This window comes from Mycolicibacter sinensis (assembly GCF_001673565.1).
Lineage (GTDB): Bacteria > Actinomycetota > Actinomycetes > Mycobacteriales > Mycobacteriaceae > Mycobacterium > Mycobacterium sinense_C.
This window is the reverse complement of the sequence record NZ_LZMF01000032.1, coordinates 74109-87748: the sequence shown is the minus strand read 5'-3', so window position 1 is coordinate 87748 and position 13640 is coordinate 74109. Positions and strand designations below refer to the sequence as shown.

Annotated in this window: 11 protein-coding genes; 8 read left to right on the top strand and 3 right to left on the bottom strand. The window is 66.7% G+C overall.

Going from position 1 to position 13640, the window contains the following annotated elements:
* Nucleotides 1-259: 259 nt before the first annotated feature.
* From A5648_RS05285 to pstA, 8 genes are all read left to right on the top strand, one after another.
* Nucleotides 260-856, top strand: coding sequence for a TetR/AcrR family transcriptional regulator (locus A5648_RS05285; protein WP_065023530.1), 597 nt, complete (start codon nt 260-262; stop codon nt 854-856).
* An 87-nt stretch (nt 857-943) separates the two neighbouring features.
* Complete coding sequence (locus tag A5648_RS05280; RefSeq protein ID WP_064854302.1) at nt 944-1954, top strand: acyl-ACP desaturase; 1011 nt, start codon at nt 944-946, stop codon at nt 1952-1954.
* 5 nt (nt 1955-1959) lie between these two features.
* Nucleotides 1960-3111, top strand: a complete 1152-nt coding sequence (dusB, locus tag A5648_RS05275; RefSeq protein WP_267887783.1) for a tRNA dihydrouridine synthase DusB — start codon at nt 1960-1962, stop codon at nt 3109-3111.
* Nucleotides 3112-3293: 182 nt separating this feature from the next.
* Nucleotides 3294-5513 carry an LCP family protein gene (locus tag A5648_RS05270; protein ID WP_065023528.1) on the top strand — a complete coding sequence of 740 codons (2220 nt, stop codon included), beginning with the start codon at nt 3294-3296 and terminating at the stop codon, nt 5511-5513.
* A gap of 60 nt (nt 5514-5573) precedes the next feature.
* Nucleotides 5574-6242 carry a phosphate signaling complex protein PhoU gene (gene phoU / locus A5648_RS05265; protein ID WP_065023527.1) on the top strand — a complete coding sequence of 223 codons (669 nt, stop codon included), beginning with the start codon at nt 5574-5576 and terminating at the stop codon, nt 6240-6242.
* A gap of 147 nt (nt 6243-6389) precedes the next feature.
* Nucleotides 6390-7505, top strand: coding sequence for a phosphate ABC transporter substrate-binding protein PstS (pstS, locus tag A5648_RS05260; RefSeq protein WP_065023526.1), 1116 nt, complete (start codon nt 6390-6392; stop codon nt 7503-7505).
* 68 nt (nt 7506-7573) lie between these two features.
* On the top strand, nt 7574-8521 hold the full coding sequence (gene pstC / locus A5648_RS05255; RefSeq protein ID WP_065023525.1) for a phosphate ABC transporter permease subunit PstC: 948 nt from the start codon (nt 7574-7576) through the stop codon (nt 8519-8521).
* The gene (pstA, locus tag A5648_RS05250; RefSeq protein ID WP_065023524.1) at nt 8518-9423 is read left to right on the top strand and encodes a phosphate ABC transporter permease PstA; all 906 of its coding nucleotides are present in this window, start codon (nt 8518-8520) and stop codon (nt 9421-9423) included. Before pstC ends, pstA begins: the two co-directional genes overlap by 4 nt.
* A 31-nt stretch (nt 9424-9454) precedes the next feature.
* On the opposite strand, the gene A5648_RS05245 is transcribed toward pstA, so the two are convergent.
* The 3 genes from A5648_RS05245 to pstB all read right to left on the bottom strand — a co-directional run bounded on the left by A5648_RS05245 (nt 9455) and on the right by pstB (nt 13629).
* Entirely contained in the window at nt 9455-11470 is a 2016-nt protein-coding gene (locus A5648_RS05245; RefSeq protein WP_065023523.1) for a serine/threonine-protein kinase PknD, read from the bottom strand.
* A 193-nt stretch (nt 11471-11663) separates the two neighbouring features.
* Nucleotides 11664-12764 carry a phosphate ABC transporter substrate-binding protein PstS gene (gene pstS / locus A5648_RS05240; RefSeq protein ID WP_065023522.1) on the bottom strand — a complete coding sequence of 367 codons (1101 nt, stop codon included), beginning with the start codon at nt 12762-12764 and terminating at the stop codon, nt 11664-11666.
* An 88-nt stretch (nt 12765-12852) separates the two neighbouring features.
* Nucleotides 12853-13629, bottom strand: coding sequence for a phosphate ABC transporter ATP-binding protein PstB (gene pstB / locus A5648_RS05235; protein WP_065023521.1), 777 nt, complete (start codon nt 13627-13629; stop codon nt 12853-12855).
* Nucleotides 13630-13640 lie beyond the last annotated feature (11 nt).

The window sequence follows — 13640 nt, the reverse complement described above, 5'->3', positions numbered from 1 at the left end:
AGGCACCGGATATGCGGATTTGTCCGGACAACATACGTGATTCTTCGTTCTGAAGAACACTATTCCGCAGCACTGTGCGCCTAGTCAAGGGCGCCAGCGGGCCGCCCCGCGGTTTTATTGTCTGGACTAACTCCACGCGGGAGCCGCTTCCGGCCGGCACTGCACCGCCGTCTCGATGCTCGAGCGGCGAAAGATCGGACGTCGCCGCCCGCGACCGGCGGCTACGATCGTTGTCAACATGGACCTTTAGGAGATTGAAGTGCCGTCCGGTCAACGCCGGGGCCGTTGGTCCGGGGTCCCACTGGAAGATCGTCACGCCCTGCGCCGCGACGAATTCATCGCCGTCGGCGTGCAACTGCTCGGCGCCGAAAGCGGGCCCACGCTCACCATCCGGTCGGTCTGCCGCGCGGCCGCGCTGACCGAACGCTATTTCTACGAAAGCTTCGCCGACCGTGATGAATTCGTGCGCGCGGTGTACGACGACGTGTGTGGGCGCGCCATGGCGGCACTGCTGTCGGCCCACACGCCGCGCGAAGCCGTGGAAGGCTTCGTCGCCTTGATGGTCGACGACCCGGTGCGCGGCCGGGTGCTACTGCTGGCCCCCGAGAGTGAGCCGGTGCTGACCCACTCCGGTGCGCGCTGGATGCCCAACTTCATCGAGATGCTGCAGCGCAAGCTCACCCGGATCGGCGATCCCGCGGTGCAGAACATGGTGGCGACCGGGCTGATCGGCGCCCTGACCGCGTTGTTCACCGCCTATCTCAACGGACGGCTCGCGGCCAGCCGAACGCAGTTCATCGACTTCTGCGTCGACATGCTGCTCAATACCGGCCGGCCCGACGATGCCGATGTGTAACACAACACGGCCTCGCGAAACTTGCTGCTACCGACATACACAGATATATTGCCTGCAACTAGCGGACACAGATATTCAGGAGCTGTTATGACGCGTGAGTGGACCGACCTGGAGTTGCTGCACGAACTCGAGCCGGTCGTCGAGAACGCGGTCAACCGCCACTTCTCCATGACCAAGGACTGGAATCCCCACGACTACGTGCCGTGGTCGGAGGGCAAGAACTACTACGCCCTCGGCGGCCAGGACTGGGACCCCGAGCAGTCGAAGCTGTCCGAGGTCGCCCGCACCGCGATGATCCAGAACCTGCTGACCGAGGACAACCTGCCCTCGTATCATCGCGAGATCGCGATGAACTTCACCATGGACGCCCCCTGGGGCACCTGGGTCAACCGGTGGACGGCCGAGGAGAACCGGCACGGCATCGCGCTGCGGGACTACCTCGTCGTCACCCGCAACTGCGACCCGATCGAGCTGGAGACCCTGCGGATGGAGACCGTCAACCGCGGCTTCAGCCCCGGGCAGAACCACCAGGTCTCCGGCGACCTGTTCGCCCAGAGCCTGTTCGACTCGGTCGTCTATGTGACCTTCCAGGAGCTGGCCACCCGGATCTCGCACCGCAACACCGGCCGGGCCTGCAACGACCCGGTGGCCGACCAGCTGCTGGCCCGCATCTCGGCCGACGAGAACCTGCACATGATCTTCTACCGCGACATCAGCGCGGTCGGGTTCGACATAGCGCCGGAACAGGCGATGTACTCCCTGCACCGGGTGCTGGCCAACTTCCAGATGCCCGGCTACGTGGTGCCCGAATTCCGCCGCAAGGCGGTGATCATCGCCGTCGGCGGCGTCTATGACCCGCGCATCCACCTCGACGACGTGGTGATGCCGGTGCTGAAGAAGTGGCGCATCCTCGAGCGCGACTTCACCGGCGAGGCCGCCCGCTACCAGGACGAGATCGGCAAGATCGTCACCGAGCTGGAAGAGACGTGCGACAAATTCGAGGTGGCCAAGCAGCGCCGGCTCGAGCGGGAGGCCAAAGTGGCCGAGAAGCGCGCCGCCAAGGCCTCCACGAAGGTGCTGGAGCCATCAGCGCCGTAGCCGACGTGGCAGCGCGACCTGCGTTGCGGATCGGTTCGATCGAACTCGCCAGCCCCGTGGTGCTGGCCCCGATGGCCGGTGTGACCAACGTCGCATTCCGCACGCTCTGCCGCGAGCTGGAGCAGTCCCGGGCCGGAACGGTCAGCGGGCTCTACGTGTGCGAGATGGTGACCGCCCGCGCGCTCGTCGAGCGCCACCCGGCCACCTTGCACATGACGACGTTCGCGTCCGAGGAGTCCCCCCGCTCGCTGCAGCTCTACACCGTCGATCCGGACACCACCTACGCCGCGGCCAAGATGATCGCCGACGAAGGCCTGGCCGATCACATCGACATGAACTTCGGCTGCCCGGTGCCCAAGGTGACCCGACTGGGCGGCGGGTCGGCGCTGCCCTACAAGCGCCGGCTGTTCGGCAACATCGTCGCGGCGGCGGTTCGCGGCACGGCCGGCACCGATATCCCGGTGACCGTGAAGTTCCGGATCGGGATCGACGACGCCACCCACACTCACCTCGACGCCGGGCGGATCGCGGAATCCGAGGGCGCCGCGGCGGTGGCCCTGCACGCCCGCACCGCGGCGCAGCGCTACTCCGGCACCGCCGACTGGGAGCAGATCGCGGCGCTGAAAGCCCAGGTGCGCTCGATCCCGGTGCTCGGCAACGGGGACATCTTCGAAGCCGGTGACGCGCTGGCCATGATGGCCGCCACCGGCTGCGACGGCGTCGTCATCGGCCGGGGCTGTCTGGGGCGGCCCTGGCTGTTCGCCGAGCTGTCCGCGGCCTTCGCCGGCCGCAAGGCCCCCACCCCGCCCACGCTGGGCGAAGTCGCCGATGTCATCCGCCGCCACGGCGAATTGCTGGCCGCGCATTTCGGCGAGGACAAGGGCATGCGGGAGATCCGCAAGCACGTCGCCTGGTACCTGCATGGGTTCCCGGCCGGGTCGGAGCTGCGCCGCGCGATGGCCATGGTCACCACGCTGGCCGAACTCGACGCGCTGCTCGAGCAGCTCGACGGGTCGATCCCGTTTCCGGCTGCCGCGACCGGGCCGCGCGGACGGCAGGGCTCACCGGCCAAGGTCGCGCTGCCCGACGGCTGGCTGACTGATCCAGACGATTGCGCGGTGCCGGACGGGGCAGACATTATGCACTCGGGTGGCTGAAATGAGACGTTCTCGACATCGCGTGTCTGGAAACTTCTCAGTAGAATAAGTAGCTTGTTGTCCCAGGTGGGGTTCTCCCCTGCGGGGGCGGAACAGGTACGGAGACTCAACGGTGACCATCCGTGCCGCGCTGACGCGCGATCGACGCCGTCAGTCCCGAAGACTCGGAGGCCCGTAAGGACATGAGTGACGGCGACAACGCCACTCCTGGCCCCTGGGCGCCAGACGGCCGAGACGACGGGGACCATCAGGTCCTGACGATGGCGGCGCCCGGTCCCGCACCCTGGGAGCGGTGGCAGACCCCCGCCCAGGACGCAGCCCCGGCCCCGCGCCGTTCGGCTTCATCTCGCCGCCGCAACGGCGGTGACGGCTCGGTGAGCGTGGCCGACCTGATCGCCAGGGTCAACAGCGGCGTTCCGCCCTCTGGCGGCCGCAGCCGGCGTCGTGCCGCCCCGGAGCCCGAAGACGAGCTGACGCCCGAAGAGTGGGAAGACGAATCCGCGCCGGAGCCCGAAGCCGAATCCTGGCCGGCCTTCGATGTCGTGGACGCACCGGATTTCGAGGCCTTCGAGCCCTTCGAGGCCTTGGAAGCCACCGACATCGCCGACGTGGCTTATCCCTCGGAGCTGCCCGACCTCGACCTGATTCACGGCACGCAGCCCGACGACACCGCCGAGCCCGATTGGGCGGACTGGGACGGATTCGAGCCCACCACCGAACTGCCGGACGTGGCGGGCGAGATCCTGCGCGTCGACCCGCCGGGCGGCGATTACGAAGCCGAGGACGCCGGTGACGAGCCGCGCCCGCACAAGACCCGCCGTCGGGCCATGGTGGCCGGCCGGATGGTGGCGGCCATGATGGCGGTCCTCGCCCTGGTGCTGACCGGTTCGGCCTGGCAGTGGAGCACGTCGAAGAACCGCAGCCTCAACCACGTCAACGCGCTGGACCCCAACTCGCAGGACATCCTCGACGCGGCCGGCCAGTACGGCGACGAGAACTTCCTGATCGTGGGCGCGGACACCCGCGCCGGGGCCAACAGCGAGATCGGCGCGGGCACCACCGAGGACGCCGAGGGCGCCCGATCCGACACGATCATGCTGGTCAACATCCCGGCCGACCGCAGACGCGTGGTGGTGGTGTCCTTCCCGCGCGACCTGGCGATCACGCCGATCAAGTGTGATGTCTGGAATCCCGAGACCGGTGCCTACGGCTCGATCTACGACGCGGATACCGGCACCTACAGCGCCGAGACGGTCTACACCGAGACGAAGCTGAACTCGACGTATGCCTTCGGCGGGCCGAAGTGCCTGGTCAAGGAGATCCAGAAGCTCTCCGGCCTGGCGGTCAACCGGTTCATGGCCGTCGATTTCGTCGGCTTCGGCAAGATGGTCGACGCGCTGGGCGGCGTCGAGGTGTGCACCACCAGCCCGCTCTACGACCTCGAGCTGGGCAGCGTTCTGGAACACAGCGGGCGCCAGCGGATCAACGGGGGGACCGCGCTGAGCTACGTGCGGGCCCGCAACGTCACCACCGAGGACAACGGCGACTACGGCCGCATCAAACGCCAACAGCTGTTCCTGTCGTCGCTGCTGCGCTCGCTGATCTCCACGAACACGTTCTTCTCGCCGACCAAGCTCAACAACGTCGTCAACATGTTCATCGGCGACAGCTACGTGGACAATGTCAAGACCAAGGACCTGGTAAACCTCGGGCAGTCGCTGCAGAAGGTGGCGGCTGGACACATCACCTTCGTCACGGTGCCGACCAGCGAGACCGACGAGAACGGCGACGAGGTCCCGCGGATGGACGACATGCGGGCGTTGTTCGACGCCATCATCAACGACGACCCGCTGCCCGGCGAGAACGACCACAACGCCACGTCGGTCTCGACCACCACGGCCAGCCCCACCACGCAGTCCCCCGCCCAGTCCTCGGCGGCTCAGTCTTCGGCGGCCCCTGCCGGGCCGTCCAAGCCGCAGAGCGAGCAGGTGCGAGCGGTCGCCACCTCCCCCGGCGACGTCACCGTGCGGGTGTCCAACGCCACCGACGTCTCCGGCCTGGCCGCCTCCACCTCTGAAGGCCTGCAGCGGTGGGGTTTCGACGTCGACAGCGCCGACGACTACCCGGGTACGGTCAAGGCCACCAAAGTGCTGTTCTCCCCCGGCAACGAGCAGGCCGCCGCCACCGTCGCTTCGGCCTTGTCGGGCGCGCCGATCGAGCGGGTCACCGGTTTGGGCAGCATCGTGCGCGTGGTCCTGGGTTCGGACTTCCGCAGCGTCACCAAGCCGGCTGGCACCGGCGCCCAGCTGAACGTGCAGCTCAACCGCGGCGCCAGCGTCGAGCCGACCGAGCTGCCCGACGATCTGACGGTCACCAACGCAGCTGACACCACCTGCGAGTAGTCGCTGCGGCGGCTGCCGGGGCGAGGCCATCGGGCGCCGGCCCAGGTTAGTCTTGAGGGCATGCGTACCGCCTACCATGAGCAGCTCTCGGACCTGGCCGAACAGCTCGGCACTATGTGCGGCCTGGCCGGAAAGGCCATGGAACGTGCCACGCAGGCGCTCTTGCAGGCTGACCTCGTGGTGGCCGAGCAGGTGATCAGCGACCACGAGAAGATCGCCGCGATGAGCGCCCGCGCCGAGGAGAGCGCCTTCGTGCTGCTGGCGTTGCAGGCGCCGGTCGCCGGAGACCTCCGGGCCATCGTCAGCTCCATCCAGATGGTCGCCGACATCGACCGGATGGGCGCGCTGGCCCTGCACGTCGCCAAGATCGCCCGCCGCCGGCATCCGCAACACGCACTCCCCGAAGAGGTCAATGGATACTTCGCCGAAATGGGCCGGGTGGCAGTCGATTTGGGCAACAGCGCCCGAGAGGTGCTGCTGTCCCGCGACCCGGAGAAGGCCGCCCGGATTCGCGAGGACGACGACGCGATGGACGACCTGCACCGGCATCTGTTCTCGGTGATGATGGACAAGGAATGGCGACATGGAGTGGCGGCGGCCGTCGACGTGACCCTGCTCGGCCGGTTCTACGAGCGGTTCGCCGACCACACCGTCGAGGTCGCCCGCCGGGTGATCTTTCAGGCCACCGGCAAGTTCCCGGACGAGAACACCCTGCCCTCACCCGAATAGAGCGGCTAGCGCCCGCCCGGTGTATGCATGTCCTGTTAGTCTTTTCCACAGCCCGTGCCGTACCCGATTTTGTGGTTTCGCGGCCGGGCCGATCCGGTGATACAGCGGGTGTGTTCGTCAACCTGACTTCGACCGAAAGGCCCCGAGATGAAACTGAACGGTTACGGTGCGGCATTGGGAATCCTGGCTACCAGCACGCTGGCATTGTCCGGCTGTGGCAGCGACAGCAACACCACTTCCCACGGCGGCGCTTCCTCCGGAAGTTCCTCGGCCAGCAGCGACTGCGGCGGCGCCAGCACGCTGAAAGCGAGTGGATCGACGGCCCAGCAGAACGCGATGGCCAGATTCGTCAAGACGTTCATCGCGGAGTGCGCCGACCAGACGGTGAACTACACGGCCAACGGGTCGGGCGCCGGAATCCGCGAATTCATCGGCGGCCAGACCGATTTCGCGGGCTCCGACGTGCCGCTCAAGCCCGAGGAGGCCGCGCAGGCCGAGCAGCGCTGTAAGTCCCCGGCGTGGAACCTGCCGGTGGTTTTCGGTCCGATCGCCATCACCTACAACGTCGGCGGCGTCGACGACCTGGTCCTCGACGGCCCGACGGCGGCAAAGATCTTCAACGGCGCCATCACCAGTTGGGACGACCCGGCGCTCAAGGCCCTCAACCCCGACGCCGCACTGCCCGCCGCGCCCATCCATGTGGTGTTCCGCAGTGACGAATCCGGTACCACCGACAACTTCCAGCAGTACCTGGACGGCGCATCGGACGGTGCGTGGGGCAAGGGCGCCGGCAAGACGTTCAACGGCGGCGTCGGCGAAGGCGCCAAGGGCAACGACGGCACCGCGGGCGCGATCAGCACGACCGATGGTGCGATCACCTACAACGAGTGGTCGTTCGCCCAGGCCAAGGATCTGCGCACCGCGAAGATCGTCACCTCCGCCGGCCCGGATCCCGTCGCGATCAGCACCGAATCGGTCGGCAAGACGATCGCCGGGGCCACCATCGCAGGTCAGGGCAACGACCTGGTGCTGGACACCGCGTCGTTCTACAAGCCGAGCCAGGCCGGCTCGTACCCGATCGTGCTGGCGACCTACGAGGTGGTCTGCTCGAAGTACCCCGATGCCGAAGTGGGCACCGCGGTGCGGATGTTTTTGAAGTCGACCATCGGGTCCGGGCAGTTCGGCCTGGATGAGAACGGATACGTGCCGATCCCGGACGCTTTCAAGCCGCGCTTGTCGACCGCAGTCGACGCCATCGAGTGACCGTTCGTCAACGGTCACCTCAGGGTGGAGGCCGTTTTCGCCGGCCTGACGACAGCTCGAAGTCGTCGTTGCCCGAAGTGGCCGGCAGGACGCGCGGGTCCGTGGGGGAACGGATCTTTCGGGCGATCGCGGTGGCGGCCGGATCGACGGTCGTCGTCGCGATCGCTCTGATCGCTATCTTTCTGCTGATCCGCGCCGTGCCCTCACTGCGCGCCAACACCGCGAATTTCTTCACCGCCGCCACTTTCAGCACCGGCGGCGCCAGCGGCCTGGCGTTCGGGATCCGGGACCTGCTGATGGTGACGGTATTGAGCTCGCTGCTCGCATTGGCGGTGGCCGTGCCGGTCTCGATCAGCATCGCGGTATTCATCACCCGGTATGCGCCCCGCCAGCTGTCGCGGCCGTTCGGCGTGATCATCGACCTGTTGGCGGCGGTCCCGTCCATAATCTTCGGGCTGTGGGGGATTTTCGTGCTGGCGCCGATGCTGTATCCGGTGGCGCGCTTCCTCAACGATCACCTGGGCTGGTTGCCGCTATTCGCCAAGGGCAACGTGTCCCTGGCCGGCGGCGGCACGATTTTCACCGGCGGAATCGTCCTGGCGGTGATGATCCTGCCGATCATCACCTCGGTAGCCCGCGAGGTGTTCCGACAGACGCCGGCCGCACACATCGAGGCGGCCCAGGCACTGGGCGCCACCCGATGGGAGGTGGTGCGGATGGCAGTGCTGCCCTACGGTCGCAGCGGTGTCATCGCCGCGTCGATGCTGGGGCTGGGCCGCGCCCTGGGCGAGACGATCGCCATGCTGATCATCCTGCGCGCCTCACCGCGCCCCGGGAATTGGTCGCTGTTCGACGGCGGGTACACGTTTGCCTCCAAAATCGCGTCCGCCGCCTCCGAGTTCAGCGCCCCCCTGCCGACCGGCGCTTACATCGCCGCGGGTTTCGCCCTGTTTCTCCTGACATTCGTCGTCAACGCCGCTGCCCGCGCGGTGGCCGGAGGCAAGGTCAACGGATGAGCACCCCCGCACTGGAAAAACCGGCCAAGGTCCGCGAGGCCAGCCACATCAGCCTCCGGCGCCGGATCAAAGACCGATTTGCCGCGCTGATCTTCCTGGTCTCGTTCGGCATCGCGACCGTGCCGCTGATCTGGCTGCTCTGGGTGGTGATCGCGCGCGGCTGGCGGGCCATCGTCAACACATCCTGGTGGACCCACTCGCTGCGCGGCGTATTGCCCGATGAGTTGGCCGGCGGGGTGTATCACGCGTTGTACGGAACGCTGGTGCAGGCCGGGGTGGCGGCCCTGCTGGCGGTACCGCTCGGCCTGATGACCGCGGTATACCTGGTCGAGTACGGATCCGGACGGTGGGCCCGGCTGACCACGTTCATGGTCGACGTGCTGGCCGGAGTGCCCTCCATCGTGGCGTCGCTGTTCGTCTTCAGTCTGTGGATCGCCACCCTGGGTTTCGAGCAGAGCGCGTTCGCCGTTTCCCTGGCCCTGGTCCTGCTGATGCTGCCCATCGTGGTGCGATCCACCGAGGAGATGCTCCGGCTGGTCCCCGACGAGCTACGGGAAGCCAGCTACGCGTTGGGCGTGCCGAAGTGGAAGACGATCGTCCGGATCGTGATTCCGACCGCCTTGTCGGGAATCGTGTCCGGAACCTTTCTCGCGCTGGCCCGCGTCATCGGTGAGACCGCGCCGGTACTGGTTCTGGTCGGCTACAGCCGCTCGATCAACTACGACATCCTGCACAACAACATGGCCTCACTACCGTTGCTGATCTACAGCGAGCTGGCCAATCCCGAAGCCGCCGGCCACGCCCGGGTATGGGGTGCGGCGCTGACATTGATCCTCGTCGTCGCGTTCAGCGCCGTTCTGGCCGCGGTAGCGACCCGGCTCACCGCGGTCCGGCAGCGATAACCGATCCGCTTACCGCGGTGGCCCCGGCTCGCTATGAGCCGGGGACCAGCTTGACCACCCGGTTGTTGCCGCGGTCAGCCACGAACAGCCCGCCGTCGGCGCCGGCCACCACCTGCAACGGAGTGTTGAGGCCGGTGAACGGCAGCTTGGTCTGGTTGCTGCTCCCGGCATCGAGCTTGAACACCTTGTGGTTCTCGTGGTTGGTGACGTAGACGTTGTCGCTGCGATCCACCGAGACGCCCCACGGTGACGACAGTTCGGTGAACGGCAGGTCCGTCTGAGCGTCCGAACCGGCGTTCAGGCGCACCACCCGGTCATTGTCGGTGTCGGTGACGTAGACGTTCCCCCCGCTGTCGACGGCGACATCGTCAGGGTTACGCAACCCGGTGAAGGGCAGCACGACCTGCGCGTCAGACCCGGCCGGCAACTTCACCACCCGGTTGTTGCCGCGGTCGGCGACGTAGACACTGCCCTGAGCGTCCACCTCCACGCCCTCGGGGTAGTTGAGCCCCGCGAATGGCAGTTCGGTCTGCTCGCCGGTGTCCACCACCAACTTCACCACTCGGTTGTTGAAGTCGCTGACGTACACCGAGCCGTCGGCAGCGACGGCCACCCCCTGCGGCTCGTAAAGGCCGGTGAACGGCAGCACTTCCGGGCTGTTCGATCCCGGCGCCAGTTTCAGCACCCGACCGTACATGCTCTGGTTGGTGATGTAGAGGTTGTCATCGCGGTCCAGCGCCAGGCCCCCCGGGGAGAGTCGAAAACTCAGCCCCTCCAACGGCACAACGCTCTGCCCGTTCGCCGAGGCCACCTGAGCCGGACTCGACTCACGGGTGAGCGCGTATCCGCCGGCCAGGCCCACGACGGCCAGCACCGCCGCGGCGGCCGCGGCTGGCAGCAGCCACTTGGGTCGGCTCTTACGCTGTGCCGCCGGGGCCAGCGACTGACCCTGGAACCCTGCGGGTGCCGGATGACGTTCAGGTGCCGGCCGCTCCCGCCACGAGCCGTCGGCCACCGCCGGCCGGGCCATGGTCGAGTCGAACTCGCCGGTGTGACCGGGTTGGCCGCGAAACCCGCCCGGGGGCCGATCGGATCTGCCGGCGACCGCGATACCGGCAACGCTGACCGCACGGCTGGTTTCCTCACCCTGCCGCACGATCATGGCGGCCCGATGCTGCTCCGCCACGGTCAGCGCGTCGTGCGCCGCGTGAGCCAGATCGCCGGCGCTGCTGTAGCGGTCCCACGGGTTCTTCGCCATGCCGCGGGCGATCACCTGGTCCAACGCGATGGGCACGACGCCCGGCCGCAGCTGGCTGGGCCGCGGCGGGGGCTCCATCAGGTGGGCGGTGATCAGCCGCTCGACGCTGTTGGACCGGTACGGGGGCACGCCGGTCAGGCACTCGTTGAGCACACAGGCCAGCGAATAGATATCGGAGCGGTAGGTGACCTCGTCGGCGCCGAACCGCTCCGGGGCCATGTAGTTGTAGGTGCCCACCGTGGTACCGGTCTGGGTGATGCCGGGATCGGTGGCGGCGCGCGCGATCCCGAAGTCGACCAGGTAGGCGAAATCGCGGTGGGTGATCAGGATGTTCTCGGGTTTGACGTCGCGGTGCGTCACGCCGTTGTCATGGGCGGCGTCCAGCGCGGCGGCCACCTGGTCGATGATCGCCACCGCTCGGCCCGGGTTCAGCGGGCCGGTCCGCCGCAGCACGGCGGCCAGGTCCTCGCCGTCGACCAGCTGCATCGCGACGAACATCTGCCCGTCGACCTCGCCGTAATCGAAAATGGGAATCACATGCGGTTCCCTGAGTTGGCCGGCTGCGTCGGCCTCTCGTTGCATCCGGGCCCGAAATAGCGGGTTTCCCGACAACGGCGGCGAGATCAGCTTCAGCGCAACCGACCGACGTTTGCGGGTGTCTTCGGCTTCGTAGACCTCACCCATCCCGCCGCGACCAAGCAGCCGCAGCAGCCGGTAGGGGCCGAACTGCGTTCCTACCAGCGAGTTCGCCTCACGACTGTCCACAACACTCCCTTCACCCGGTGACATGAGCGGCACCGACGCGACTTGCTCTCTGCAGGGCAACTGCAGGCACCGTCCCGATGAAGGGCAGGTGAACTGAAGGTTACAGGTCGACCTTAAGGAATGGCTACTTTCCGGGTCAGAAATAAATTCAGAAGAACCACGAATTCATTTCGATAAAAGGCATGCGCCGACCACCGGTCGCGCGAAGACCGGTCGACTATTGGATCGCGTCGATCGCTGTACGCAATTTCGATCGGAAGGTGTCCGGCAACGGTATGTAGCCGTACTGATCCAAATCTTCCTGGCCGGCACCGATCGCCGCGTTCATGAATGCCTTGACCGCCTGCCCATTAGCGGAGTTCGGGTACTTCGAGCAGACGATCTCGTAGGTCACCAGCACAATCGGGTAGGCGCCGGCCTCCGTCGGCCGGTAGAACGACGAGGTGTCGACGACCAGATCGTTGCCCTCGCCGATGAACTTGGCACCGGCAATGGTTTTCTCCACCGACTCGGTGGAGATCGCCACCGGCTCCGGGCCCGCCGAGGTGATGATCTGGGCCATTTTCAACTGCCGCCCAACCGCAAAAGACCATTCGTTATAGGTGATCGCACCCTCGGTGCTGCGGAGCAGCGCGGAACTGCCGTCATTACCGGTAGCGCCGACACCGACACCACCCTTGAAGGATTTACCGGCGCCCTTGCCCCAGGCGCCGTCGGACGCGGCGTCGAGATACTTCTGGAAATTGTCGGTGGTACCGGACGAATCAGCGCGGAACAACACGTGGATCGGCTCGTCCGGCAGCGAGACACTCTTGTTGAGCGCCGCCACCGCGGGATCGTTCCACGTGGTGATGGTGCCGTTGAAGATCTTGGCCAGCGTCGGCCCGTCCAGATTGAGCTCACCGACACCGCTGACGTTGTACGTCACCGCGATCGGACCGAAGACCGTGGGCAGATGCCAGGCCGGCGATCCGCAGCGGGCGCTCACCCGTTGCGGCTCGCCCGTCGAGGGGTCCAAGGGCGAGTCGGACCCCGCCAGCTCGGTATGGCCGCTGGCGAACTGCGCCACCCCCTGGCCGGATCCGTTGGACCGGTAGTCCAGCGTGTACTCCGGGCACGCCCGAATGTAGGCGTAGACGAACTGCTCTATCGCGTGAGCCTGCGCGGTCGACCCGCTGGCGAGCAGCTTCTTCTTGCCGCCGCACTGCACCGGTATGTCTGAAGCGGAATCCGAGGACGCCGAGCTGCCGCAGCCGGCGACCAGCAGCAGGGCCGTCACCAGCAGACTCAACGCGACGACGAAACGATTGGACTTCACAGCATCCCTCCCGGCGGTGCAGCTCACCACACAGTAGTCGATCTCGCTGGCAGAAAAACCGGATAGATGCGCAATGGTTCGCCGGCGTTTACCCGAAGCGACCCGAGATGTAGTCCTCGGTCTCGCGACGGCTCGGGTTGGAGAAGATCTTCTCGGTGCCGTCGATCTCGATCAGCCGACCCGGCTTGCCTACGGCCTCGAGGTTGAAGAACGCGGTCTGGTCGCTGACCCGGGCCGCCTGCTGCATGTTGTGCGTGACGATGACGATGGTGTAGTCCTGCTTCAGCTTGGCGATCAGCTCCTCGATCGCCATCGTGGAGATGGGGTCCAACGCCGAACAGGGTTCGTCCATCAAGAGCACATCGGGCTGCACCGCGATGGCCCGGGCGATGCACAATCGCTGCTGCTGACCGCCGGACAACCCGCCTCCGGGCTTGTCCAGCCGGTCTTTCACCTCGTTCCACAGGTTGGCGCCGCGCAGCGAGTGCTCCGCGGTCTCGTCGAGCAACCGGCGGTTGCGGACACCCTGCAATTTCAGCCCGGCCACCACGTTGTCCCGGATCGACATCGTCGGGAACGGGTTCGGACGCTGGAACACCATGCCGATGGCTTTACGCACCCCGACCGGGTCGATCGCCGAGCCGTAGATGTCCTCGCCGTCGAGCAGCACCGATCCCTCGACCCGCGCACCGGAGATGACCTCATGCATCCGGTTCAGGGTGCGCAACACCGTCGACTTACCGCATCCGGACGGCCCGATGAACGCGGTGACGCTACGCGGAGCGACCGACAGCGTCACGTCGGCGACAGCATGGAAGGCCCCGTAATAGATGTTGAGATCGGTCAGGTCCAACCTTTTAGCCACCGTGCAGCTCT

Excerpts from the sequence above, each read along its gene's own strand:
- pstA (WP_065023524.1), top strand. The coding sequence starts at position 8,518 with ATGAGCACCCCCGCACTGGAAAAACCGGCCAAGGTCCGCGAGGCCAGC.
- A5648_RS05245 (WP_065023523.1), bottom strand. The coding sequence starts at position 11,470 with ATGTCACCGGGTGAAGGGAGTGTTGTGGACAGTCGTGAGGCGAACTCG.
- A5648_RS05270 (WP_065023528.1), top strand. The coding sequence starts at position 3,294 with ATGAGTGACGGCGACAACGCCACTCCTGGCCCCTGGGCGCCAGACGGC.
- phoU (WP_065023527.1), top strand. The coding sequence starts at position 5,574 with ATGCGTACCGCCTACCATGAGCAGCTCTCGGACCTGGCCGAACAGCTC.
- pstS (WP_065023526.1), top strand. The coding sequence starts at position 6,390 with ATGAAACTGAACGGTTACGGTGCGGCATTGGGAATCCTGGCTACCAGC.
- A5648_RS05280 (WP_064854302.1), top strand. The coding sequence starts at position 944 with ATGACGCGTGAGTGGACCGACCTGGAGTTGCTGCACGAACTCGAGCCG.